The 24430-nt window shown below is 56.0% G+C and carries 22 protein-coding genes; 20 read left to right on the top strand and 2 right to left on the bottom strand.

Annotated elements, in window-relative coordinates:
• Positions 1 to 150 precede the first annotated feature (150 nt).
• The 15 genes from FCN15_RS16910 (at position 151) to FCN15_RS16845 (ending at position 15801) form a co-directional block, all read left to right on the top strand.
• Positions 151 to 1295 (top strand): IS3 family transposase gene (locus FCN15_RS16910; protein WP_138496156.1). Its coding sequence is split into 2 segments (ribosomal slippage): positions 151 to 424 and positions 424 to 1295, totalling 1146 coding nucleotides; the frame shifts between segments, so codons are not numbered across the junction.
• A 307-nt stretch (positions 1296 to 1602) separates the two neighbouring features.
• Positions 1603 to 2154, top strand: a complete 552-nt coding sequence (locus tag FCN15_RS16905) for a GNAT family N-acetyltransferase (RefSeq protein ID WP_138496155.1) — start codon at positions 1603 to 1605, stop codon at positions 2152 to 2154.
• Complete coding sequence (locus FCN15_RS19220; RefSeq protein ID WP_203232173.1) at positions 2100 to 2372, top strand: hypothetical protein; 273 nt, start codon at positions 2100 to 2102, stop codon at positions 2370 to 2372. The genes FCN15_RS16905 and FCN15_RS19220 overlap by 55 nt, the downstream gene beginning before the upstream one ends.
• A 71-nt stretch (positions 2373 to 2443) precedes the next feature.
• Positions 2444 to 3502, top strand: a complete 1059-nt coding sequence (gene argC / locus FCN15_RS16900) for an N-acetyl-gamma-glutamyl-phosphate reductase (RefSeq protein ID WP_238996725.1) — start codon at positions 2444 to 2446, stop codon at positions 3500 to 3502.
• A 20-nt stretch (positions 3503 to 3522) separates the two neighbouring features.
• Positions 3523 to 4752: a bifunctional glutamate N-acetyltransferase/amino-acid acetyltransferase ArgJ gene (gene argJ / locus FCN15_RS16895; RefSeq protein WP_138496154.1), complete on the top strand. Its 1230-nt coding sequence runs from the start codon at positions 3523 to 3525 to the stop codon at positions 4750 to 4752.
• Between the two features lie 82 nt (positions 4753 to 4834).
• On the top strand, positions 4835 to 5686 hold the full coding sequence (gene argB / locus FCN15_RS16890) for an acetylglutamate kinase (protein WP_138496153.1): 852 nt from the start codon (positions 4835 to 4837) through the stop codon (positions 5684 to 5686).
• 84 nt (positions 5687 to 5770) lie between these two features.
• A complete protein-coding gene (locus FCN15_RS16885; protein ID WP_138496152.1) occupies positions 5771 to 7036 on the top strand; it encodes an acetylornithine transaminase in 1266 nt (421 codons plus the stop codon).
• A gap of 3 nt (positions 7037 to 7039) precedes the next feature.
• Positions 7040 to 7996 (top strand): ornithine carbamoyltransferase, encoded by a 957-nt coding sequence (argF, locus tag FCN15_RS16880; protein ID WP_138496151.1) that lies wholly within the window; start codon positions 7040 to 7042, stop codon positions 7994 to 7996.
• 23 nt (positions 7997 to 8019) lie between these two features.
• Positions 8020 to 9255, top strand: coding sequence for an argininosuccinate synthase (locus tag FCN15_RS16875; RefSeq protein WP_138496150.1), 1236 nt, complete (start codon positions 8020 to 8022; stop codon positions 9253 to 9255).
• A 366-nt stretch (positions 9256 to 9621) separates the two neighbouring features.
• Entirely contained in the window at positions 9622 to 11040 is a 1419-nt protein-coding gene (argH, locus tag FCN15_RS16870; RefSeq protein ID WP_138496149.1) for an argininosuccinate lyase, read from the top strand.
• Positions 11041 to 11255: 215 nt separating this feature from the next.
• Positions 11256 to 11828 carry a CBO0543 family protein gene (locus tag FCN15_RS16865; RefSeq protein WP_138496148.1) on the top strand — a complete coding sequence of 191 codons (573 nt, stop codon included), beginning with the start codon at positions 11256 to 11258 and terminating at the stop codon, positions 11826 to 11828.
• 206 nt (positions 11829 to 12034) lie between these two features.
• Positions 12035 to 12661: a YhbD family protein gene (locus tag FCN15_RS16860; protein WP_138496147.1), complete on the top strand. Its 627-nt coding sequence runs from the start codon at positions 12035 to 12037 to the stop codon at positions 12659 to 12661.
• 13 nt (positions 12662 to 12674) lie between these two features.
• Complete coding sequence (locus tag FCN15_RS16855; protein ID WP_138496146.1) at positions 12675 to 13418, top strand: polymer-forming cytoskeletal protein; 744 nt, start codon at positions 12675 to 12677, stop codon at positions 13416 to 13418.
• 57 nt (positions 13419 to 13475) lie between these two features.
• Entirely contained in the window at positions 13476 to 14150 is a 675-nt protein-coding gene (locus FCN15_RS16850; RefSeq protein ID WP_138496145.1) for a hypothetical protein, read from the top strand.
• Between the two features lie 118 nt (positions 14151 to 14268).
• Positions 14269 to 15801 (top strand): MDR family MFS transporter, encoded by a 1533-nt coding sequence (locus tag FCN15_RS16845; RefSeq protein WP_238996728.1) that lies wholly within the window; start codon positions 14269 to 14271, stop codon positions 15799 to 15801.
• Positions 15802 to 15961: 160 nt separating this feature from the next.
• On the opposite strand, the gene FCN15_RS16840 is transcribed toward FCN15_RS16845, so the two are convergent.
• Together FCN15_RS16840 and FCN15_RS16835 are read right to left on the bottom strand one after the other, a co-directional pair.
• Positions 15962 to 16561: a hypothetical protein gene (locus FCN15_RS16840; RefSeq protein ID WP_138496143.1), complete on the bottom strand. Its 600-nt coding sequence runs from the start codon at positions 16559 to 16561 to the stop codon at positions 15962 to 15964.
• Between the two features lie 82 nt (positions 16562 to 16643).
• Complete coding sequence (locus FCN15_RS16835) at positions 16644 to 18092, bottom strand: VanW family protein (RefSeq protein WP_138496142.1); 1449 nt, start codon at positions 18090 to 18092, stop codon at positions 16644 to 16646.
• A 236-nt stretch (positions 18093 to 18328) separates the two neighbouring features.
• Here FCN15_RS16835 and ftsE point away from each other — a divergent pair, with 236 nt between their 5' ends.
• The 5 genes from ftsE to FCN15_RS16810 form a co-directional block, all read left to right on the top strand.
• Positions 18329 to 19015: a cell division ATP-binding protein FtsE gene (gene ftsE / locus FCN15_RS16830; protein WP_138496141.1), complete on the top strand. Its 687-nt coding sequence runs from the start codon at positions 18329 to 18331 to the stop codon at positions 19013 to 19015.
• Positions 19005 to 19919: a permease-like cell division protein FtsX gene (ftsX, locus tag FCN15_RS16825; RefSeq protein WP_138496140.1), complete on the top strand. Its 915-nt coding sequence runs from the start codon at positions 19005 to 19007 to the stop codon at positions 19917 to 19919. The genes ftsE and ftsX overlap by 11 nt, the downstream gene beginning before the upstream one ends.
• Before the next feature lie 84 nt (positions 19920 to 20003).
• Entirely contained in the window at positions 20004 to 21281 is a 1278-nt protein-coding gene (locus FCN15_RS16820; protein WP_138496139.1) for a murein hydrolase activator EnvC family protein, read from the top strand.
• Between the two features lie 215 nt (positions 21282 to 21496).
• Complete coding sequence (locus tag FCN15_RS16815) at positions 21497 to 22984, top strand: S41 family peptidase (RefSeq protein ID WP_138496138.1); 1488 nt, start codon at positions 21497 to 21499, stop codon at positions 22982 to 22984.
• A 124-nt stretch (positions 22985 to 23108) separates the two neighbouring features.
• Positions 23109 to 24430, top strand: a 1322-nt coding sequence (locus tag FCN15_RS16810; protein ID WP_238996724.1) for a PDZ domain-containing protein, incomplete at its 3' end; no start/stop codon positions are given.

The raw sequence follows: 24430 nt of genomic DNA, 5'->3' as shown, positions 1-24430 counted from the left end.
TTAAGCAAGACAGAAGAAAGATAGCAGAAAGGCAGCAGAAAGGCAGCAGAGGGCTGGGACTGACCCCTTAGCGTGAGACAAATTAAAACACCTTCAAGAGAATGCAACCATGTCGTAAGATATGGAGACAACCTTGGAGGTGTTTTTTCATTGGCTACAAGAGTCAGTTATCCCTTAGAAGTTAAAATGAAGGCAATTGAAATGAAAATGGCTGGTACGCCAGTGAAAGAAATCATGGAGCAGTTAAACATACGAAATAAGACACAAGTTGAAACTTGGGTGAGATGGTATCGTAGTGGCGAGCAGAATCGCTTAGAGCAGCCTGTAGGTAAACAATACAGCTATGGCAAGGGACCCGAATATACTTCAGAACTGGAGAAGGTTAAGGCTGAGAACAGGTTTTTGAAACAACAACTTGAGTTGCTAAAAAAGTACAGGGAACTGGAGAGGAGGTGTCGGCAAAAATCGTAGTTGAGTGGATGGAGTCTATCCGAGGAGAGGTGAGTGTAAAACAAGCTTGTGCATGGATAGGAATCCCTCGCGCAACTTACTATCGCTGGAAATCCGAATATGAGAGCAAAGTTGAGGACCCCTTGGTAGAAAAAATCCGCGAACTCTGTATCCAGCATAAATACCGTTATGGATACCGGAAAATCACTGCCTTGCTTCGGAGAGAGTACACGGTAAACCACAAACGTGTACAACGGATCATGCAGCGTGAAGGACTGCAGTGTCGAGTCAAAGCGAAGAAACGGAAACCTACAGGACAACCTATTCATATTGCAGAGCATTTGTTAAAGCGACAGTTTGAAGCGGATGAGCCGATGCAAAAACTCGTAACGGACATTACGTATTTGCCATTTGGAGGAAGAATGTTGTATTTGTCGAGTATCTTAGACTTGTTTAACGGAGAGGTTGTGGCTTACAGTATAGCTGACAAACAGGACACCGCATTTGTACTGGACACCCTCCGTCAGTTGCCATCTTTACCAGGCGCAATACTCCATAGCGATCAAGGCAGCGTCTACACATCCTTGGCCTACCAGGAAGCTGTAAAAGGAAAAGGCATTACCATGAGCATGTCCCGTAAGGGAACGCCTGCTGATAATGCCCCCATCGAATCGTTTCATTCCACACTAAAGTCTGAAACGTTCTACCTCGAAGGTTTAACCTGTACGACGACGGCAATCGTCGAACAGACCGTTCGAGAGTACATCTTTTACTATAACTCAATTCGCATTCAAACAAAACTAAACAACCAGTCACCGGTTCATTTCCGACAACTGGCTGCTTAACTTTGAAAGGTGTTTTGATCCCTGTCTTACAAACGGGGGTCAGTCCCGGCTCCTTCGGGGGCCTTTTTTGTTGTTTAATGAGACTTGTCCTTCAGCTGCCGGCATCTATTAAGAAGTTCTATGTACATATAGGCCTTATCTATTAGCGGATTTATTGACTCGGAAAGGGGAAACGGATAAAGTTAGGTCACAATCCATATTTAACCACTAGGATTAAACAGAATTAAATAAAACGGCTCGTGAATATTGGAGGCAGGTCTGATGTCGCTTTTTCAGCTAATCATTCGTAATAAGGAGGCCGTAAACAATGAACCAATACCGGGAGAATGAAATTAGGATCCGGGACGCGCAGGATTGGGATCAGCCAGGGATCGAGCGGCTGCTGCTGGATGCCTATGGTCAATATGAGCAGGTTATGCCTGCGGACAGATGGGCGGAGTACAGGGACAGTATTCTGGAGTCGGTATACAGGGAAGGGCCGGAGGCCCGGATTGTAGCGGAGAAGGACGGGGAAATCGTCGGCAGCCTGCTGCTGTTCTTAACTTCTGAAGCTGCATACGGGCGTCCCGAGCTGGATATTCAGGCGCCGATTATCCGGCTGCTTGCTGCCTCCCCGAAGGTTAGAGGGCAGGGAGTGGCAACCCGGCTTATTCAGGCCACTGTTGAAAGGGCCAAACGCTATGGGGCCGAGCGCATTTACCTGCATTCCTCGGATTTGATGGCTTCTGCCATCCGGCTGTATGAATATCTGGGCTTTGAACGGACACCGGAGAAGGAGATGCTTAACGGGACTACGCTGGTCAAATGCTACAGTCTGCCGCTGCTTCAGAAAACGGCGGAGCCGCGCACAGCGGAATGACAGGGCAGGTGATGGCTGCCTGGAACGAAATGGATCGGAGCAGGATGGCGGAACAAGAGGAACAAGAGGAACAAGAGGAACAAGACAAGGATTTCGGGCTGCGCCTGGAATCCTTTTGTGCGTTGGACGAGTTATTTTTTATGAAGGAAATTCATGTAAAGTTGTTGTATTTATATAAATCAGTATGTATAATAATTCATAAATCTTATCGGATATGAATAAATCATTAATAAGCATCATTAAACATTAATAAAGCGAGCGAGCTATTGGGGAAAGCGGGGGAGAAGGATTGGCAGAGTCACAAGACAAGATAAAAGCAGCTATCGTCGGTTCCACCGGGTATGGAGGGGTGGAACTGATTCGTTTTTTATTGAACCATCCAAAGGTTGAAATTGCCTCGGTGATTTCTTCTTCCAATGCGGGAGAGAAGATTACGGAAGGGTTTCCGCATCTGTCGGAGATTCTGGTGCAGACGCTGGACGGCGTTGACCCGGCCGGGATCAAACAGAAAGCGGACGTGGTGTTCACGGCAACGCCATCGGGCGTCAGCGGCAGGCTGGTCCCCCAGCTTCTGGAGGCAGGCCTGAAGGTTATTGATTTGTCCGGCGATTTCCGGATAAAGGACGGAGCCGCTTACGAGCAGTGGTACAAACATGACGCACCTCCTGCCGATTTGCTGGAGGAGGCCGTATACGGCTTGTGTGAAGAGAACGGCGGACAGGTAGAGGGGGCGCGCTTCATCTCCAACCCGGGCTGTTATCCGACAGCTACGCTGCTGGGGCTGCTCCCGGCGGTGAAGGAAGGCTGGATTGACCCAGGCAGCATCATCATCGATGCGAAATCCGGTGTATCCGGTTCGGGCCGGGGAACCAGCCTGATGACCCATTATGCGGAAATCAATGAAAATATGAAAGTATATAAAGTAAACAAACATCAGCATATTCCAGAGATTGAACAGGCGCTTTCCCTTGCAGCTGGGGCGCCGGTTACCGTTACTTTTACGACACATCTCGTTCCGATGACAAGAGGCATTATGAGCACCATGTACGCCAAGCTTACAGAGGGCCGTTCGGAGCAGGAACTGGTCGATTTATACCGTAATTATTATGAAGGAAAATCTTTCGTTCGGATCCGGGAGGCCGGCAAATTTTCGGCGACGAAAGAGGTTTTTGGATCGAATTACTGCGATATCGGCTTTGCCGCAGATCCGCGTACCGGAAGGCTGACCATCGTGTCGGTCATCGATAACGTCGTTAAAGGTGCGGCGGGCCAGGCCATCCAGAATCTGAATCTGATGATGGGCTGGGAGGAAACAACCGGACTCAAGCTGAGTCCTGTATATCCGTAAGGGTTCGGGAGGAGACAATCATGGAAACAATTGAGCTTTGGAAAGCGGTGGAGGGCGGCTCCGTCACTTCTCCGTTAGGATTTCAGGCAGGCGGCCTGCACTGCGGTTTGAAAAAGACTGACCGCAACGACCTCGGCGTCATCCTCTGCGAGGTGCCGGCCGCTGCGGCTGCGGTATACACGACGAACGTGTTCCAGGCGGCTCCGCTGCTGGTTACGCGGGACAGCCTGAAGGACCGGCGGCTCCGCGCGGTCGTGGTGAACAGCGGCAACGCCAATGCCTGCACAGGCAGGCAGGGCGAAGCCGATGCCTTTGCCATGCGGGCGCAGACGGCCGCCGCATTCGGGCTGGCGGAAGCGGATATCGCTGTAGCCTCCACCGGCGTCATCGGCGAGAATCTGCCGATGGAGAAGGTGAGCAGCGGCATTGCGCAGCTGCCGTCCTCAACGGCCTACGGAGCGGAAGGCGCGGAGCAGTTCAGCCAGGCGATCCTGACGACGGACCTCGTGAAGAAGACGGCTTGCGTCAAGCTGGCCATCGACGGCCGCGAGGTGACGATCGGCGGCGCCTGCAAGGGCTCGGGCATGATTCACCCGAACATGGCCACGATGCTGGCGTTCGTGACGACCGACGCCGAGGTGGATCCGGCAGCGCTGCAGAGCCTGCTGGTGGACACGACAAACGTCACCTTTAACATGATTACGGTGGACGGCGACACCAGCACCAACGACATGCTGCTGGTTATGGCCAGCGGGCTGGCGGGCAACCGCCCGCTGTCGGCGGATCATCCGCAGTGGGAGCAGTTTGCAGCGGCGTTCCGCCATGTGAACGAATCCCTGGCGAAGCAGATCGCGCGCGACGGCGAAGGGGCGACGCATTTAATCGAGGTTCAGGTTAAAGGCGGCGTGACGGATGCTTCGGCGGGAGCGATCGCCAAGACGATCGTCGGCTCCAGCCTTGTTAAATCGGCCGTGTTTGGAGCCGATGCGAACTGGGGACGGATTATTGCCGCAGCAGGGCGTGCGGGCGAGCCGATTGACCCGTCCAATGTGGATATTAAGCTGGGGCCGATTGTTACGCTGGAAGGCTCGAAGCCGGTCGCCTTCGACGAAGAGGCGGCACTGGAGTATCTGAAGGGCGATACGGTGCAGATCTTCGTAGACCTGCACGGCGGAGAAGGCGAGGCTACGGCTTGGGGCTGTGACTTGACTTATGATTATGTACGGATTAACGCGGCTTACAGGACTTAAGGACTTAACTTTAAATAGAGGCAGTGAGCAGGTAAAGCCGATAAGAGAATAGAATAAGGCTACCAGGAGAGGAGAGGGCAGGATGAGTATTACGTCCGATCAGGCCGCGGCGGCCAGTCAGCAGACAGAAGGCGCCAAGGCATCGCCGAAAGGAACGTTTGTCATGAAATGCGGGGGCAGCACGCTTGCAGCGCTGCCGGAGGTATTTTTCGAGGAGCTGGGCGCTCTGCAGCGGGAGGGCTTCCAGCCGGTAATCGTGCACGGAGGCGGGCCGGCCATCTCCGACAATTTGACCCGGCTTGGCATTGAATCGAGGTTCGTGAATGGACTGCGCTATACGACGGAGGAAGTGCTCGATGTGGTAGAAATGGTGCTGGCCGGCACGATCAACAAGCAGATCGTCCGGCGCATCCAGAGCGCAGGCGGCCGCGCCATCGGCTTGTCCGGCAGCGACGGCTCGCTGCTGCTGGCAAGACCGGTTGCGCAGAGCAAAGAGGTCGGCCTGGTTGGGGAAGTGACCGAGGTGGCCGCCGGAATTCTTAACGGCATACTGAAGCTTGGCTATATGCCGGTAGTGGCGCCGCTGGGCGTCACCCCTGAGGGCCAGCGCCTGAACATTAACGCCGATACAGCCGCAGGGGCTGTCGCTTCCCAGCTGGGAGTCAAACAGATGATCGTGGTTACGGACGTGCCGGGCATCATGCGGAATGTGAACGGCGAGAACAAGGTTCTGCCAGTCGTTACGGTTCAGCAGACCGAAGATATGATCAGCAGCGGCGAGATTTACGGCGGCATGATTCCGAAGGTCCGCGCGGCGGTGGACTGCATTCACGGCGAGGTGCAGGAGGTTGTTATTGTGCCGGGCTCGGAGCCGAAGGTGCTGAGCCGCGTGCTGGCCGGCGAGCCGATCGGAACGCGGATTGTGCGGATGTAGGATTTTTACGGACGAATTGTGAAGGATAAATCGTGAAGGATAAATCGTGAAGAATAAATCAAATTGAGGAAGGGGTAGAGAACGATGACATTGACACCACCGGAAGCCAAAGCAGCCGAGGCCGCGCAGGACTTGAATCCAGCAGCCGCAGCGGGGGAAGCGCCGAGCGCGCTTTTTCCCAATTACAGCCGTTATCCGCTCGCACTTGTGAAAGGCCACGGCAGCTGGCTGTGGGATGACAAAGGCAACCGTTATCTGGACTTTATGAGCGGAATTGCGGTAACGAATCTCGGACACGCGCCGGAGAAGGTCAAGGAGAAGCTGAAGCAGCAGCTCGACCAGCTGTGGCATGTTTCGAACCTGTACCAGCTGCCGCTGCAGGAGCAGGCGGCTAAGCTGCTGACCAAGCACAGCGTCCTGGATGCGGCGTTCTTCTGCAACAGCGGAGCGGAAGCGAACGAGGCGGCGATCAAGCTGGCGCGGAGATATTTTCAGAAGATCAAAGGCGAAGAGCGCTTCGAGATTATTACGTTTCATCAGTCCTTCCACGGGCGGACCCTGGCGACTCTGACGGCTACCGGTCAGGACAAGGTCAAGGAAGGTTTTCTGCCTCTTCCGGCAGGCTTCAAGACCGTCCCGCTGCATGACGAAGCGGCGCTGAAGGCGGCCATCGGGCCGAATACGGCGGCGATCATGCTGGAGATGGTGCAGGCGGAAGGCGGCATTCATGCCGCGAAGCCGGAATTTGTGCAGATGATTACGGAGCTGTGCAAGGAGCACGGCCTGCTGCTGATCATCGACGAGGTGCAGACCGGGATGGGACGGACCGGCAAATGGTTCGCGCATCAGCACTACGGTATCCAGCCGGATATCATCACGGTGGCCAAGGGCATTGCGAGCGGATTTCCGGCAGGTGCGATGCTGGGCAAAGCGTATTTGCGGGAGGCTTTTTCGGCAGGCAGTCACGGTTCGACCTTCGGCGGTACGCCGCTGGCGACCTCGGCGATTATTGCGACTCTCGAAGTGATGGAGGAGGACCAGCTGCCGGAGCGCGCGGCCAAGATGGGCGCGTATTTGAAGGAGAAGCTGGAGGAGAAGCTGTCCGGGCTGTCTTTTGTGAAGGAAATCAGAGGTATGGGGCTGCTGGTCGGCATCGAATGCGGGGGGCCGGTTGGCGAGCTGATTCTCGCCGGGCAGCAAAACAAGCTGCTGTTCATTAATGCAGGTCCTAACGTCATTCGCCTTCTGCCGAATCTGTACGTGAGTCATGAGGAAATCGACCAGGCGGTTGACACGCTGTACAACGTAATCCGCGCTTATGAAGAAGCGCAGGGCAAGGGGGAAGCCTAATCCATGAGTTTGGCACAAGCAGGAGCAACATTCGCGCTGAAGGGGCGCGATTTCATAGAATTGACGGATTACTCCAGCGAGGAGATCCGGTACTTGATCGATCTGGCGGTCGAGCTGAAGCGCAAGCAGAAGAATGGCGAGGTTTATCAGCCGCTGGCGGGCAAGACGGTAGGGCTTATTTTTGAAAAATCGTCCACCCGTACCCGCATCTCCTTCGAGGTCGGGGTGTACCAGCTGGGCGGGCATGCCCTGTTCCTCAGCAAAAATGACATCCAGCTCGGACGCGGCGAGACCATCGCCGATACGGCGGGCGTCATGTCCCGCTATCTGGACGGCATCATGATCCGGACCTTCGGCCATGACCGTGTGATCCAGCTTGCGGAGCATGCTGACATTCCGGTCATCAACGGGCTGAGCGATCTGGCGCATCCGTGCCAGGTGCTGGCGGACTTCCAGACGATCTACGAATACAAAGGCAAGCTTGAAGGCCTGAAGCTGGCTTACATCGGCGACGGCAACAACATGGCGCATTCGCTGATGCTGGGCGGCGCCAAGCTGGGCGTGCACGTGTCGATCGGCAGCCCGGCCGGCTATGAGCCGGACCCGCAAGTCGTGGCGCAGGCGCGTGAAATCGCGGGGGCAACCGGCGCAGTGATCGAAGTGGTGAACGACCCGGCAGCAGCGGTAAAAGATGCCGACGTCATCTACACTGACGTGTGGGCGAGCATGGGCTTTGAAGAGGAGCAGAAGGTGCGCGAAGCGGCTTTTGCATCTTATCAGGTGAATGAGGAGCTGGCCGCACTGGCGAAGCCGGACTATCTGTTCATGCACTGCCTCCCGGCGCACCGCGGCGAAGAGGTCAGTGAAGGCGTGATTGACGGCAAGAACTCGATTATTTTTGATCAGGCAGAGAATCGTCTCCATGCGCAGAAAGCGCTGATGGCGGCGTTGATGGGATAACGGAAAGGGGAACCGGAATTATTATGGCTAAAGAAAAAATCGTCCTCGCCTACTCGGGCGGACTGGACACCTCTATTATTTTGAAATGGCTGAAAGAGACTTATGATGCAGAGATCATTGCTTTTACCGCTGATATCGGTCAGAAGGAGGAGCTGGACGGCCTGGAAGCCAAAGCTTTGGCAACCGGCGCTTCCAAAGTGTATATCGACGATCTGCGCGAGGAATTCGCCAAGGACTTCATCTATCCGATGTTCCAGTCAGGCGCTTTGTATGAAGGCCAGTACCTGCTCGGCACAAGTATCGCGCGTCCTTTGATCGCGAAGCGGATGGTGGAAATCGCCCGCGCCGAAGGCGCAACCGCAATTGCCCACGGCGCAACGGGGAAAGGCAACGACCAGGTTCGTTTTGAGCTGAACGCGGCGGCGCTGGCACCGGAGATCAAGGTGATCGCCCCTTGGCGTCTGCCTGAGTTCCGGGAGACGTTCCCGGGACGCGCGGAGATGATCGCCTATGCGGAAAGCCACGGCATTCCGGTCACGGCCTCTGCGGCCAAACCGTATTCCACAGACCGCAACCTGCTGCATATCAGCTATGAGAGCGGCGTGCTGGAGGATCCTTGGTTTGATGCCAGCGCTCCTGAGAACAAGGACATGTTCCTGCTCAGCGTAGATCCTGAGGATGCGCCTAATGAAGCGGAATACATTGAAATCGAGTTCGCAGAAGGCAATGCCGTTGCCCTCAACGGCGAGCAGCTTGAGCCGCTCCGCATGATGGAGAAGCTGAACGAGCTCGGCGGCAAGCACGGCATCGGCCGTGTGGACATGGTCGAGAACCGCTTCGTCGGCATGAAGAGCCGCGGCGTGTACGAGACTCCGGGCGGTACGATCCTGTTCACCGCTCACCGCAAAATGGAGTCCATCACGATGGACCGCGAAGTGATGAGCCTGCGCGACAGCCTCATTACCCGCTACAGCAGCCTGGTATACAACGGCTTCTGGTTTGCGCCGGAGCGTCTGGCTCTGCAGGCTCTGGTCACCGAAAGCCAGAAAAACGTCTCCGGCACCGTCCGCCTCAAGCTGTACAAAGGCAACGTGATCGGCGCCGGTGTGAAAAGCCCGGTCAGCCTGTACAATCCGGACATCGCTACGATGGAAGCCGACCCTACCCAAGCCTACGACCAGGGCGACGCCGCCGGCTTCATCCGTTTGAACGCTCTGCGTCTTAAAGTGAGCGCGGGTGTGAATCAGCAGAACAAGTAGGAGAAGAAGAGCACAGCAGAAGAGAAGGAGAACATAGGAGCAAAAGAGCAACAAGGTAGAAGAGTTGAAGAGCAGCACAATACTCTTTTATATAAGACAAACAGCTTTATAGAGCACGGGGGTTTTCTTGGAGAGGAACCTTGCTTGTTGCAGTACTGGCGCTAGCGGAGGGCTCGAATTGAGTCCGAAGAAACGAAGTGTCCGCCTTTGTCCTCGGATTTTTACCATAAGTTTAAGTTTAAAAAAATCCGAGGACAACAGCGGTCGCAGGAACATTCGAGACCGGAGCGCCCCGCAGTAACGCAACACCCCAGCAAGGTTCCCCAATAACTCCAGCCTATAAAGCCCACCCGAGGAGTGAACCATTTGAGCAAGCTGTGGGGCGGTCGCTTTACGAAGCAGACCAACAAGCTGGTAGAAGAATACACCGCTTCGATCGGATTCGATCAGAAGCTTGCGGAAGAGGACGTTCAAGGCAGTCTGGCGCATGTCACCATGCTCGGCAAATGCGGAATTGTGCCGCAGGAGGACGTGGAGACGATCAAGAAAGGCCTGCTGAATGTGCTTGAACAAATCCGCAGCGGCGAAATCGAATATTCCGTATCCGACGAAGATATCCATATGAACATCGAGAAGAACCTGATTCAGCAGATCGGGCCCGTAGGCGGCAAGCTGCATACCGGACGCAGCCGCAATGACCAGGTGGCCACCGACATGCACCTCTACCTGCGCAAGCGGGTTGTGGAATTTGTCGGCCTGCTGAAGGAGCTGCAGGAAGCGCTGATCGGCCAGGCGAAAGCCAACACGGACACGATCGTGCCGGGCTACACGCATCTGCAGCGGGCGCAGCCGATTCTTTTTGCCCATCATCTGATGGCTTACGTCGCCATGTTTGGCCGCGATATCGAACGCCTGCAGGACAGCTACAAACGGATTAACGTGCTGCCGCTTGGCGCCGGCGCGCTGGCGGGGACGACGTTCCCGATTGACCGCCATTTTGTGGCGGAGCAGCTTCATTTTGACGCTGTCTATGAGAACAGCCTCGACGCGGTCAGCGACCGGGACTTCATCCTGGAGTTTCTGGCTAACGCGTCCGCGGTCATGATGCACCTGTCCCGGCTCAGTGAAGAGCTCGTGCTGTGGAGCAGCACCGAGTTCCGGTTTGTGGAGCTGGACGATGCGTTCTGCACCGGCAGCAGCATCATGCCGCAGAAGAAGAATCCGGACGTGGCCGAGCTCGTCCGCGGCAAAACAGGCCGTGTCTACGGCAACCTGTTCGGCCTGCTGACCGTGCTGAAGTCGCTGCCGCTGGCCTACAACAAGGACATGCAGGAAGACAAGGAAGGCATGTTCGACACCGTGGCTACCCTGCAGGGAGCGCTGCAGCTGTTCGCGCCGATGATCGCCACCATGAAGGTGAACACCGGGCGGATGCGCGAAGCGGTGAACCAGGATTTTTCCAATGCAACGGATATTGCGGACTTCCTCGTTGGCAAGGGACTGCCGTTCCGCCAGGCGCATGAGGTCATCGGCAAAACAGTGCTGTACTGCATCCAGAACGGCAAGTTCCTGCTGGACTTGTCTCTGGACGAGTTCAAGCAGTTCTCCGACCTGTTTGACGACCGCATCTATGAGGTGCTTCAGCCGGAGACGGTGGTGAACGCCCGCAACGTGTACGGCGGTACGGCGACAGCCCAGGTAGAAGCGGCGATTGCCCGTGCGGAGAGCAAGCTTGCGGAAACAGCAGGCTGGGTGCAGGAATATGAGGCGAAGGTAAGCTTGTAGTAGATCAAGCTTGCATGATAACTTGATAGGGATAAAGGTGAAGAACACGGGAGGGGCGGATGTCCAGCCGTGTTCTTTTCTTTTTACAAACCGAAGAGGAATGCAGGGCCCCTTGTCTGCTCTGAATCGGAACCACCGCATATCGGCTGTAATTCTGGAAACACTGGTTAACACTTCTAACCGGATTGGATTTTTCAGAAAAGGGTGACAAACCATTGTCTAAGGAAAAGGCGGATCTACAGCACGTTCATCAGCTCCAGAAGCAGCTGAGCGAAGCGCGATGGGATTACTGGGTCACAGAGGTTTTGCTGTCCTGGCAGTGGATTTTTCTGCTGGTGTGCTCGATTGTCTTTACGCTTGTTTGGCTGCACCTTGTTAAAAAGAACACGCTCCTCCTGACCCTGGTCAACGGCCTGCTGACTCTGGCCTTTTGCCTCATTGCGGATACGCTGGGCGGGGAGCTGCAGCTCTGGGATTATCCGCGGATGCTGCTGCCTTGGGGAGCAAGAATTATATGCATTGACTGGATGATTGCAGCTCATTCCATGCTGCTTTATCAGTATTTTTCCGGGTGGCGTGCCTTTCTGGCTGCTGCGGCAGGACTGTCTGTATTATTTGCCGGAGTGCTGGAGCCGCTTGCAGTTTGGATGGGGATCTATATTAAGTATTCGTGGAGCTCGTGGTATTCACTGCCGGCTTATTTCCTGTTGTTCTGCGGCATGAAGGCGGCGGCCGATGGAATCGGGCGGAGGCAGGCGGGGCATTTGGAGAGGGTCCCGAAAGCCTGAGACAAAGGGCGTCATAATATCAGCACCAGCACCAGCACCAGCACCAGCACCAACACCAACAAAGACAGGGTTCCCGGGCGGGGAATCCTGTTTTTATGTCTGAAGGTTTCCGCTTTGGACGGCCAAACGAGGATTGTTTCGCTGCACGCTTTACAACGTAACAATGTTATGTTACGATGTTTTCAGTAACGAAGGAGGCATGCTCCATGAGCGAAGATTTGATTTCCAAGAAAGAGCTGCTGGATTTAACGGGCATTTCCTATGGTCAGCTGTACCGGTGGAAGCGGAAGAATCTCATCCCGGAGGATTGGTTCATCCGGAAGTCCTCTTTTACAGGGCAGGAGACGTATTTCCCGAGACAGCAGATTTTACCGCGTATTGATAAGATTCTGAACATGAAGGACGGACTTTCGCTGGATGAGCTGGCGGATGTGTTTTCCCCGGCGCTTGGGGAGGTTCAGCTTGAGCGTCACGAGCTGCTGGGACGAAACATTGTTTCGGAGGGCTCGCTGGTCTTATATAAAGAGGTCTGCGGGGAGCCGGCATTTTTCAATCTGGATCAGACGCTTGCGCTTTATGTGCTCGACAAGCTGCTGCGCAGCGGCGAGATTACCCGCGAGGAAGGCCGGATGCTGCTGGGCGTGATGAGTGAGCATTACGGCAGGTTTGCAGGCAAGCCCTGCGACCTGGTTCTGCTCCGCAAGATGGGTGTGCCGGTCTTTCTGCTGGCGGCGGGAGGTACGGAGTATTACGCGGACAGTGAGGCTAAAATGGTCATCAAGAAGCCGATCGGACAGTTTACAGAGGAATTGAAGCTCTTAATCGGAAAATAGGAGGCAGAGAACGATGAGTGAACAGGGACAGCACACCGGCAATGAGCCGGTCAGAAACGACCTGAATATCTCCGGCATGAGCACCACGGCAGGCGGCATATACCGGAATGTAAGAATTGACGGCATGGCTAAAGTAAACGGCAGCCTGGACTGCAGCAGCCTGCGGATTAACGGAACGCTCAATATGAAAGGAAGCGTGGCCACAGGGGAGATGACGGTGAACGGCATGGGCACCATCGAAGGGCCGGTCAAAGCTTCGGAGATCCGGATCGACGGAATGTTCACCCTCCGCGGCGATGTCAGCTGCACGAACCTGGATGTGAACGGCAAAAGCAAGATCGAAGGCCGGCTGGAAGGCGATCAGATCCGCATCGGCGGAGAGGTCGGCGTGAAGGGCGACGTGCAGTGCGAGGCTTTTTATACCGAAGGAAACGTCAAGCTGGAAGGCCTGTTAAATGCAGAGTCGGTAGAGATCCGGCTGCACTCCGTGTCGGCGATCCGGGAGATCGGCTGTGAGCGGATTGACGTCCGGCGCATCGAGAGAGGATTTTGGAAGAACTTCAGCCTGATGGGAGCGCCGCGGCTCAAAGCAGACCTCATTGAAGGTGATGACCTGTACCTGGAGGATACGGAAGCCGAGACGGTGCGCGGAACCCGGGTTTACATCGGCCGAGGCTGCAAAATCAAACGCGTAGAATACAAGGAATCGCTTCAGACGGATGAGGATGCGGTGATCGGGACTCCATTGCAGGTCTAAGCTGCAGGTGCAGGTGCAGGTGCAGGTCTAACACGGGAAAATGAGGGGGACGGCAAAATGGATAAATCCAATATCCGGATTATCGGCGAGGGAAGCTCGTCGGGCGGCGATTATGAGAAAGTCAAGGTGGTCGGCGAGGCGGATTTTTACGGGGATTTGCGGTGCGAAACTTTAAAAATAACCGGCGAAGTCTGCGTGCAGGGCACGCTCAACGCGGAGGAAGTGAAAGTGACGGGCACGCTTCGTTTGAAGAACGGCGGGCCGGCGGCAGGCAGCGCAGAACCGCTCCTGAGTGCGGATGATGCAGCTGAGGCTGCGCCGGGAATCCGGGCCGAGTCGGTCAAGATTACGGGCGAGCTCACCCTGCCGGGAAGCTGCGAGGCCGAGGAGTTCAAGCTGCGCGGACGGATCGAAGCGGGCGGGGTGCTAAGCGCGGAGGATATTAACATCAAGCTTCACGGGGCCAGCCGGGTGAAGGAGATGGGCGGCACGAACATTACGGTTAAAGGCGCCACGTCTGTTCCGTTTGGGGCGCTGCTCCAGATGGGGCTGGGCAAATTGCAGGCAGGCCTCATCGAAGGCGATGATATTTACCTGGAAAATACCGAAGCGGACAGCGTCCGCGGCATGCGCGTTGAGATCGGACCAGGCTGCCGGATCGGGACGGTCGAATACCGGGATAAACTGGAGGTCGACAGCACTTCGCAGGTTCAAAGCGAGCACCGGGTCTAACGGCAGAGACAGATCGGTCTTGAGACCGATTAGATGTTCGCAGGTCCGCCCTTATAATAGGTGGGAAATGATTATAGAGAGAAATGGAGAGTGACCTGTGTCGGCAAGCAAAAATAAGATGGGCCTCGTTCTGGCGGGGCTCCTGCTCGGCATCCTGATGGCCTCGATGGACAATACCATCGTCGCAACGGCAATGGGCGACATTGTCGGCAAGCTTGGAGGAATGGATAAATTCGTCTGGGTAACCTCGGCGTATATGGTAGCCGAAATGGCCGGCATGCCGATCTTCGGCAAGCTGTCCGATATGTACGGCAGAAAGAAGTTTTTCATCTTCGGAATTATTGTGTTTATGCTGGGCTCTGCCTTGTGCGGGACCGCAACCTCCATCGTGCAGCTCAGTATCTACCGGGCGGTTCAGGGGATTGGCGGCGGCGCTCTGGTGCCGATTGCTTTTACAATCATGTTTGACGCTGTACCCCCGGAGTCCAGAGGCAAGCTGGGCGGCCTGTTCGGCGCGGTATTCGGGCTGTCGAGTATTTTTGGCCCGCTGCTCGGGGCTTATTTGACAGAATATGCGGCCTGGGAGTGGGTGTTCTACATCAATCTGCCGCTCGGGTTGATTGCCTTTGTCTTTATCGCCTTCTTCTATAAGGAATCACATCAGCACCAGCGCCAGCAGATTGACTGGGCCGGAGCGGTTACCTTGATCGGCGGCGTAGTCTGCCTGATGTTCGGGCTGGAGCTTGGCGGCAAAACCTATGCGTGGGACTCCTGGCAGATCCTGCTGCTGCTGGCAGGCTTCGTCGTGCTCAGCGTCTTGTTCCTGCTTGCAGAGCGTACGGCCAAAGAGCCGATCATCTCCTTCGGGATGTTCAGAAAGCAGATTTACTGGTCCAGCAACGTTATTGCGATCCTGAGCGGCGCCGCTTTTATTACGGCTTCCGTCTATATTCCGATCTTCATACAAGGCGTGCTTGGCGGCAAAGCGACCAACTCGGGCCTTGTGCTGCTGCCGATGATGCTCGGCTCGGTGGTGACGGCTACGATGGGCGGCTTCCTGATGACGAAGCTGAAATACCGGACGATTATGCTGCCGACGCTTGTCCTTCTGGTAGTGGGCATAGGCCTGCTCACCACCTTGGGCGAAAGCTCCAATCTGTGGACGGTCCGCGGCTTTATGGTGCTGGTGGGCCTCGGAATCGGCGCTTCCTTCTCGGTATTGAGCAACGCCGCCATGTTCTCGGTGCCGCCGAGAGAGCGGGGTACAGCGAGCTCGACCCTGAACTTCCTGCGTTCCCTCGGCATGACGCTGGGCATTACGGTGTTCGGGATTGTGCAGAGCCATTTGTTCAGCCGAAAAATGGAATCGCTGGCCGGCTCCGGTTCCGCCGGAGCAGCGGGAGGGTCCGGCGGCGGACTGCCGGCGGATCTGAACTTAAGCGATCCGCATGCGCTGCTCTCGCCGGAGCTCCGCAAAGCGGTTCCGCCGCAGCTGCTTGAGAGCATTACCGGCGCGCTGTCCTCGTCGATTGTGCATACCTTCGCCTGGGCGGTGCTCCCGGCGGCGCTGGCTTTGGCAGCCGCTCTGTTCATGGGTCGCGACAAGCTTGACCCGGCGCAGGAAAAGGGCGAATACTCAGCGGGTCATTAAAGGCAGTCTGAATGTCTTGAACGTCTAAAACGATAACCACATCCCCTCGGCTTGCAGAGCAGAAATCACGCGAATCACGCGATTCAGCGGACCTGCTCTCATCGCGGCTAGCTTGTACGCCGCAGCTGAGGGGATTTTTGCGTATTCCTGCTCCCGTTAGTTAATCTAGAGCAATCAGGTGCCAGACGCCTTCCTTGTCCTTCTTGAAATAAACGGCCCAGGAAAACTCGTGAACCTGGCCGTCTCTTTGCACTCTGCCGCTGACAGGCAGGAGTACCCTTCCTTCGGAATCCTTCTGAATTGCCCCCTCGTCAATCTCCTCAAACCGGTATTTAGGAGAGCCCTCGAATTCGAAGCTGAAATACGCGGCGGACTCACTGTTCGGGAACAAGCTGTAAAAAGCCTGCTCATCCCCTTCCACCATCGCCTTCATCATCTGATCCAGCAGCTCCTTGATATCCGAATGGATCAGCGGATTATCCAGAGCCTGTACATCTGCAACAATTCCTTCCTTAAAATTCAGCGCGGCCGGGTCCGGAGTCTCGGAAGGAGAATCGGATCCTGCTGCCGGATCTGCGCTGTCATGTGTGGAGGCCTCTGCCGCCGCAGAATCCTCCGCAGCAGAGCCCACAGCAGAGAGCTCCGCCGCAGCAGAGGCCGGGAGGGCCGCAGGCTCCTCGTCCTGCCCGTCTTTGCAGGCCGAAAGCAGTCCGGCCAGCAAAACAGCTGTCATGGCTGCATTAAACCACGGCTTGATCATCGAAAGCGGCCTCCATTTCTCCATAAGGGTTTTCCTATAACCTGTAAGACGAAATAAAGGCTGTAAATGTTTCCCTGAAGGCCTATTCCTTTACGCCGTCCTCGATAATCTGCGGTTCCGGCGGGGTCTGGCCTGCGCCGGGGTCTGACGCGGCAGTGCGTACGGCCACCACAGCCGGCTGGGCGGGGTAGGTGTCCCGCGAGAGCAGCTCTTCCTTGCCGGGATTACCGTTTGTCCACTTGGTGCGGTAAGTCTCCACTACATAGCCCGGCGTTCCCTGCTGCAGCATCTGCCTGAGGCCTGCCGGCAGGGCAGGATTGCTGACGTAGCGCACGCCGGGACTCAGCGTCTTGACCGTCTTCGAGCGGATTTCATAATGGACGCCGCTCGGCAGGCTGCCGAAGAGCTTGACGGTCATCGTGCCGTTAACCGCTTTGGCGCTGATGAGCAGATAGCCGGAGGTATTATTTTTAAATTTGAAATTAATGTACCCGGTGGAGAAGGTCGCGTCCTGTCCTTTCGGCAGATAGCTTACCGGACGGGAGTGGCTGCGGCGCTCGACAACCTCGAGGCCCGCCCGGATGACCGCGCCGTACAGCGTGCCGGACACCTGGCAGATTCCGCCGCCGATGCCGGGCACCAGCCGGCCCTGGATAATGACCGGCGCTTCCCGGAAGCCGTATTTGCTCTCCGCCTCGCGGACCACCTTGCCGTAGTCGAACACTTCTCCCGGCGCAAGCAGCATGCCGTCGATAATCTTGGCGGCGGCCTCGACGTTGTGCAGGCGGCCCGAGGCGCCGGTCAGACGCGTCGTCAGCATGGACACCCGCCGGTTAACGCCCTGGGCCTTCAGGCTGGACACCGTTACAGGCGGATCGGCCATCCCGAGCGGCAGCTGCACCTGAACCGGCTGGCTGCCCGGGTCCCTGTCCGCGTCAGAGGCAGCCCCCGCATCCCCTGCATCCAAGGTACGCGGCGCCTTGGCAATCAGGGCGGCGCCCAGGGTGTCCCATTTGATCCGCAGCGCCTTCACCTCGGGAATATAGCTGATCTGATCGCCGGGCTTGATGACCCGCTCGGCGTTCTTAAGCGCTCCAAACTGGCGGGCCTCCCATTCGCTGTTTAATGATTTTTTCAGCACCGATTCGTCGTAATGCACCTCAAGGCTCCAAATCTTTGTAAAAGTATAGCGGAATTTGACCCGCTGCCAAAGGCTTCCCTCCTGCAGCTGATCCAGCGCCTGCAGCAGAGCGTCAGAGCGGAGGCTGAGGCCCGCCTTGGACCAGTCTGCTTTAATGGACAGGGGCGGTTCCTGGCTGACCAGTGTTATGGGCTGCGCCATCAGCCTGCCGCTCTCCCGCAGCAGCAGATCATCCGCTTCGTTAACCTGCAGGCCGCCAATCGGCAGGCCCCCTGCTGTTACGCCGCGCGGGACGGTGGTTTGTCCGGCATACAGGAGCATGGCTCCCCAGATTCCCGCTGAAGCGAGCAGGAGGGAGGCCGGCAAGTAGAGCCGTATTATTTTCTTCATCAGACGGGTTGCCCCTCCTTTTTCCGGAAACAGGTTTGTCCCTTATCAATCTATGTATATGCAGCCTATTAGAGAAAATTTCGGTACTCAGGGGGTAACAAATTTGTTACAATGAAAAACAGGCTGATGAAATTGCTCGCGTTATAAAGGAATTCACTGGAAGATGTCGAAGTGTAACCATAGCTGTTGTCTTTTTGCGTAAACTGGTTTATCAACAAGATTTAGGAAGTGATGCTGTGATAGAAATGCAGGATGTCTGGAAGACCTATCCAAACGGGACTCATGCCCTTCAAGGGATATCCGTTAAGATCGACCGGAACGAATTTGTGTATATTGTTGGTCCCTCCGGTGCGGGGAAATCGACATTCATGAAGCTAATTTATAGAGAAGAAGTACCCACCAAAGGCCAAATATCGGTAAGCGGATTTAATATCGGCAAGCTGAAGCCGCGCAAAATTCCTTATGTCCGCCGTAATATCGGCGTTATCTTCCAGGATTTTCGGCTTCTCCCCAAGCTGACCGCCTACGAGAACGTGGCCTTTGCGCTTGAAGTGATCGAGGCGCCGAAGCGGATCATCCGCAAAAGGGTGATAGAGGTGCTGGACCTGGTAGGCTTGAAGAACAAGGCAAACCGCCTTCCGGCCCAGCTGTCCGGCGGAGAGCAGCAGCGTGTGGCGATTGCCCGGGCCATCGTCAACAACCCGACGGTCATCATTGCGGACGAGCCTACAGGCAACCTGGACCCGGAAACGTCCTGGGAAATCATGCAGCTGCTGGATGAGATCAACTTCCGCGGCACAACGATTGTCATGGCGACGCACAACAAGGATATCGTGAACACGATGCGCAAGCGGGTTATCGCCATCGAGAATGGCAACATCGTGCGCGACCAGCCGAGAGGAGAATACGGATATGACTTTTAGAACCTTCTTGCGGCATTTAAGGGAAGGGATCAAGAATGTCTTCCGCAACGGCTGGATGTCCGTAGCCTCAGTTACGTCTATTATTGTTTCGCTGTTTATTCTAGGTGTGTTTGTCCTGCTGGTGGTCAACGTCAATTCTTTCGCGGATGAGGCTGACAGCCAGGTGCAGATCAGCACGTTCTTAAGCTCGAATGTCGATGACGCGATGCGTCAGAAGGTGCAGACGGCGATCGAAAGCATGCCGGAGGTCAGCAAGGTGACCTTTGTGGACAAGACCCAGGGCCTCAAGGATCTCCGCGAGAAGCTTGGAGCCGACGGCAATGATCTGCTTGAAGGGTATACGGATGAGACCAATCCGATTCCCGATACGCTGAAGGTGGAGGTCATTGAGCCTTCAACGGTCTCTTTTGTAGCCGGCAAGATTGAAGATTTGAACAAGCAGTACAGCAGCCAGCCGATTTACAAAGTCAGATACGGCAAAGGAACGGTTGAGAAGCTGTTTAAAGTAACGAGACTGATCCGCAACATCGGCTTTGCCTTTGTAGCAGGCCTTGCGCTGATGGCGATGTTCCTGATTTCGAACACCATCCGCGTTACCATTTTGGCTAGGCGCAGGGAGATCGGCATTATGAAGCTGGTTGGCGCGACGAATGCCTTTATTCGCTGGCCCTTTTTTGTAGAGGGTGCTCTGATCGGCCTGCTCGGCTCTGCCATCTCGGCAGCCCTGCTGTTTACCGGCTATCAAATGCTGGAGAATGCCATCGGACTGGATGTCACGCTGAATTTCCATCTGGTTCCGCTGTCCGATATCGGCTATCTGCTGGGCGGGTTTATCCTGCTGCTCGGTGTATTAATCGGAGTTTGGGGCAGCACGATGTCAATCCGCAAGTTTCTGAAGGTGTAAGTGCGTGCAGGTGTAAGTACGTGCAGGTGTAAGTGCGTGCAGATGTAGGAAAGTCAAACTGATAAAGAAACGGAGAATGGGATATTGAAGAAATGGATTTCTGTCATTGCCGTTATCGTTTTGGCCCTGGGGATTGTACAGCCCGCTGAGAGCTTTGCCAAGCAGAAGACGATGGATCAAATTGACAAGGAACTCAAAGAACTGAAAGAACAAGCTGCAGAGGCGCAGGCGAAGCAGGAGCAGGCCGAGAAAGACGGCCAGGTCGCCCAGCATTACGTCAACAAGAATACGAACTACTTAAATGACCTGCTTGCCCAGATTCAAACGGTCAGCAGCGAGCTGGCCAATATCTCCAAGCAGATCAGCGATTCGGAGGAGCAGCTCCGCCAGACGGCGAAGAAGCTGGACGAAACCGAGCAGCGCATCGAGGAGCGCAGCAAGCTGCTCGATAACCGGGTGCGGCTGATGTACACGGACGGGGCCGTGTCTTATCTTGATGTTGTAATGTCCTCGACAAGCTTCACTGATTTTCTCGACCGGATCGATTCCATAACCGCCATTGCGAATCAGGACAAGGAGCTTCTGGCCGAGCACAAGAAAGACAAGGAGCTGGTTCTGCAGCAGCAGAAAGAGCTGGAAGCGGGCTATGCCAAGACGAAGCAGCTCTATGCCGAAGCGGAATCCCGCAAGCAGGTGCTCTCCGATAAGGAGGATGAGAAGCAGCAGCTGATCGCTCAATACAGTGACCAGGTGGAGGAAAGCGACGATATCAGCGAAGAGCAGGACAAGCTGCTTGTCGAGCTTGTATCGAAGCAGGCGGCTCTGGAGCAGGAGAAGAACAAGCTTAAAGCGCAGCAGATTTATACCTACAAGAAGCAGCAGGCGGCGAAGAAAGCGGCTGAGGCAGCAGCGGCGGCCAAATCCTCGTCGTCCAGCTCTTCCTCCTCATCCGGCTCTTATACAACCGGTGACGGATCACTCGGCCTTCCGGTCGGGCATGCCCGCATCTCTTCGCCATTCGGCTACCGGATTCACCCGATTACCGGCGTGAAGAAGCTGCATGCCGGCGTCGATTTCGCGGTTCCGATCGGAACAGATGTCCATGCGGCCGAGGGCGGTGTAGTTGTCCTGGCGGAGTGGTACAGCGGCTACGGCAACTGTGTCATTATCGACCATGGCGACAATACATGGACCGTGTACGGTCACTTGAGCGAATTTAAAGTGGAAAAAGGCGATACGGTGAAGCGCGGCGAGGTAGTTGCCGAATCCGGCAATACAGGCCAGTCTACCGGCCCGCATATGCACTTTGAGGTCCGGGTCAACGGTGAGCCGACCGATCCGATGCCTTACCTGGCTTACTAGTTATATTAAGCACAGAGCACATTAAGCACCAAGCACTTCATGCACTCATAAATATTTCGGACAAGCAGGACATATAATATAATAGAATGGATAATTGTGGACGGATGCTTTTTCCCTGGACGGGGAGGGGCATCCGTTCTGAACAATCAGTGATCATGAACCGGACTTTCCGGTACAGGTTACAGCTGAACAACGAAAAGGCGGTGCATGATTGAATGTTCAAAAAACAGACGGTGATTCTGTTAATGCTGGTAACGCTGCTGGGCAGCAGCATCCTGACGCTCCTCATTACCGGCCAGCTGAATTTCACGGAGAGCGGAAAGGCGGCTTCCACAGCCGGGCTGCTGACGGATTTGACTTCGGGCCAGAGCAGCAGTGAGGACAAGGATGATCTGGCGAAGGTGGAAACAGCGCTCCAGCTGGTGAAGCAGCATTATTACCAGGATGTAGATACGGATAAGCTGGTGGACGGCGCCATTCAAGGGATGATGGACGCGCTTGACGATCCTTTCTCCTCCTATATGGGCGAGGAAACAGCCAAGGAATTTACAGAGCAGATTCAGGGCTCTTTCTCGGGAATTGGAGCGGAGGTATCTCTGGATAACGGCAATGTGGTTGTGGTATCGCCGATTAAAGGCTCGCCGGCCGAGACGGCGGGGATCAAGGCCAAGGATATTCTGCTGTCTGTTGACGGGGAATCGCTGGAGGGCTTAAGCCTGAATGAAGCGGTTGCGAAGATCCGCGGGCCGAAGGGCAGCAGCGTCGAGATTAAAGTACAGCGGAGCGGCACATCCGAGCCGATGACCTTCAATATTAAACGGGACGATATTGCGCTGGAGACCGTTAACGCCAAGATGACCAGCGATAAGCTCGGATACATTGAAGTGACCGAGTTCTCCATGAACACGGCGGACCGTTTCAAGGAAGAGCTGACCAAGCTGGAAAGCCAGGGCATGAAGGGCCTGGTCATTGACGTAAGAAACAACCCGGGCGGCGTGCTGTCAGTTGTTCAGGACATGGCGTACCAGCTGGTGCCGAAGGGGAAACTCATTGTGCAGGTGGAGGACAAGGCGGGGCAGAAGCAGAAGACGTTCTCGACGGGCTCCAGTACAGCCAAGTCTTACCCGATTGTCGTGCTGACGAACAAAGGCAGCGCCAGCGCCTCTGAAATTCTGGCCGGTGCCCTGAAGGAATCTGCAGGGGCCACGCTGATCGGGGAAACCACGTATGGCAAAGGGACGGTGCAGCAGAGCTACGAGAACGAGTTCGGCGACGGCAGCCTGCTCAAAATTACGATGGCCAAATGGCTGACGCCAAACGGGGAATGGATTCACAAGAAAGGCATCAACCCCGATATTGCGGTTAATCAGCCTGCCTATTTCTCCGTTGCGCCGATCAGCAAAGAGACAACACTCAGCTATGACAGCAACAGCGACGATGTGAAGAGCGCTCAAACGATGCTGATCGGACTCGGCTACAAGCCGGGCCGGGAGGACGGGTACTTCAGCAAGGGAACTGCTGCAGCTGTTAAGAAGTTTCAGCAGGATCATAACTTGACCGCAAGCGGCAGTATTGATGCGAAGACAGCCGAGCAGATCGAGTCTGCACTGGTGGAGAAAATCGCTGATCCGGCGAACGATGCGCAGCTGAACCGGGCTTATGAAGAAGTCCGGAAGGAAATCGGGACGTCCGTGTCGAATTAAGAATATCAAGCTGGGAAGGCTGACATCAGCCTTCTCTTTTTTTTTTGAAATGTGGCATGAACCTGGGAGAGGCGGGGCCTGCTTGGGTTCATTTTTAAGCCGAAGGAGAAGGAGAGTGACCGCTTTGGATCTTCTGTTGGAATGGCTGTCGAACCTGGCACGTGCCGGAGCTGAACTGCTCCTGCAGCCATTTTATTATATTTCGATTATTCTGATTGCCCTGCAGTACCGCAGGCAGGTGCTTCTGGAGAGGAAGCTGTTTCATGTCAGGCTTAACCGCTGGGGCCTTCAAACGTGGAGAACGTTTCTTGGCGGCCTGGCAGCCGGAATCGGCGTTTCCGCAGTCTCGTTGTTTCTCGGGATGAATCTCACCTTAGAAGGTGTGCTGCTGATTTGGGGCGCATCCATTGTGCTGATGCTGATGAAGGTGCGCTATCTGTGTCTGGCTTACGCCGCAGGGCTTCTGGGCGTGATCCAGTTTGTGGTGAATCTGTTTCCCGGGGGACCGGCTGCGGGTTTCGGCGCGGATGTGCTGGCCGCGGTGCGGGATTTGAATATCCCGGCGCTGCTGGCTTTGGCGGGACTTCTGCATATCGCAGAAGCTTTGCTTGTACGCTGGCAGGGTGCGTCTTTCGCCGGTCCTTTGTTCTATGAAGGAAAAAGAGGCCGGCCAGTAGGCGGCTACCAGATGCAGAGCCTCTGGCCGGTTCCGCTGTTCCTGCTGATCCCTGCGCATACAGCGGGCAGCGTGCTGCCGTGGACGCCGATCTTTGGCGGCGACGGCTGGCAGAACGGCTTTGCGCTTGCCGGGCTGCCTGTCATGATCGGCTTCTCGGAGATGTCGATCAGCCTGCTGCCCAAAGCGAAGGTGAAGCTGACGTCGAGCCGCCTGCTGTTCTACGGGCTGCTTATTCTGGGAGCGGCGCTGCTGGCGCGGTGGTTCAGCGGCTTTACGCTGGCGGCTGCGCTGCTGGCCTTCCTGCTCCATGAGGGGCTGATCTGGTACAGCCGGTTTGAGGAGCAGCACCGCCCGCCGTTCTTTGTCCATCCGGACCGCGGCCTGCGCGTGCTGGCCGTCATTCCGGACAGTCCGGCGGCGGAGCTGGGCATCCTGGCGGGTGAGACGATCGTCCGCGTGAACGGTACGGACACGAACACGAAGGAGCAGCTGCACGAAGCGCTGCGCATCAACCCGGCGTTCTGCAAACTGGAAGTGCTGAATCTCGCCGGGGAGGTCAAGTTCCTGCAGCGCGCCATCTACGCGGGCGAGCACCACCAGCTTGGCGTGGTGCTCGCACCGGACGAGGACGCCCCGGCCGTCATCCGGCCCGGGGCGGTGTCGCTGCTCGGCCTGCTGTCGCCGCGGCGCAGCGCCGAGCAGCGGGGCTCCCGCGGTCCGCGCCGCCCATCCGGGCGCGGCGCGGGCCGCGAAGAGCCGGCCACCCC

Origin of the sequence: Paenibacillus pinistramenti (assembly GCF_005869875.1) — a bacterium.
GTDB classification, from domain to species: Bacteria; Bacillota; Bacilli; order Paenibacillales; family Paenibacillaceae; genus Fontibacillus; species Fontibacillus pinistramenti.
This window is presented reverse-complemented; position numbering and strand designations above follow the sequence as displayed.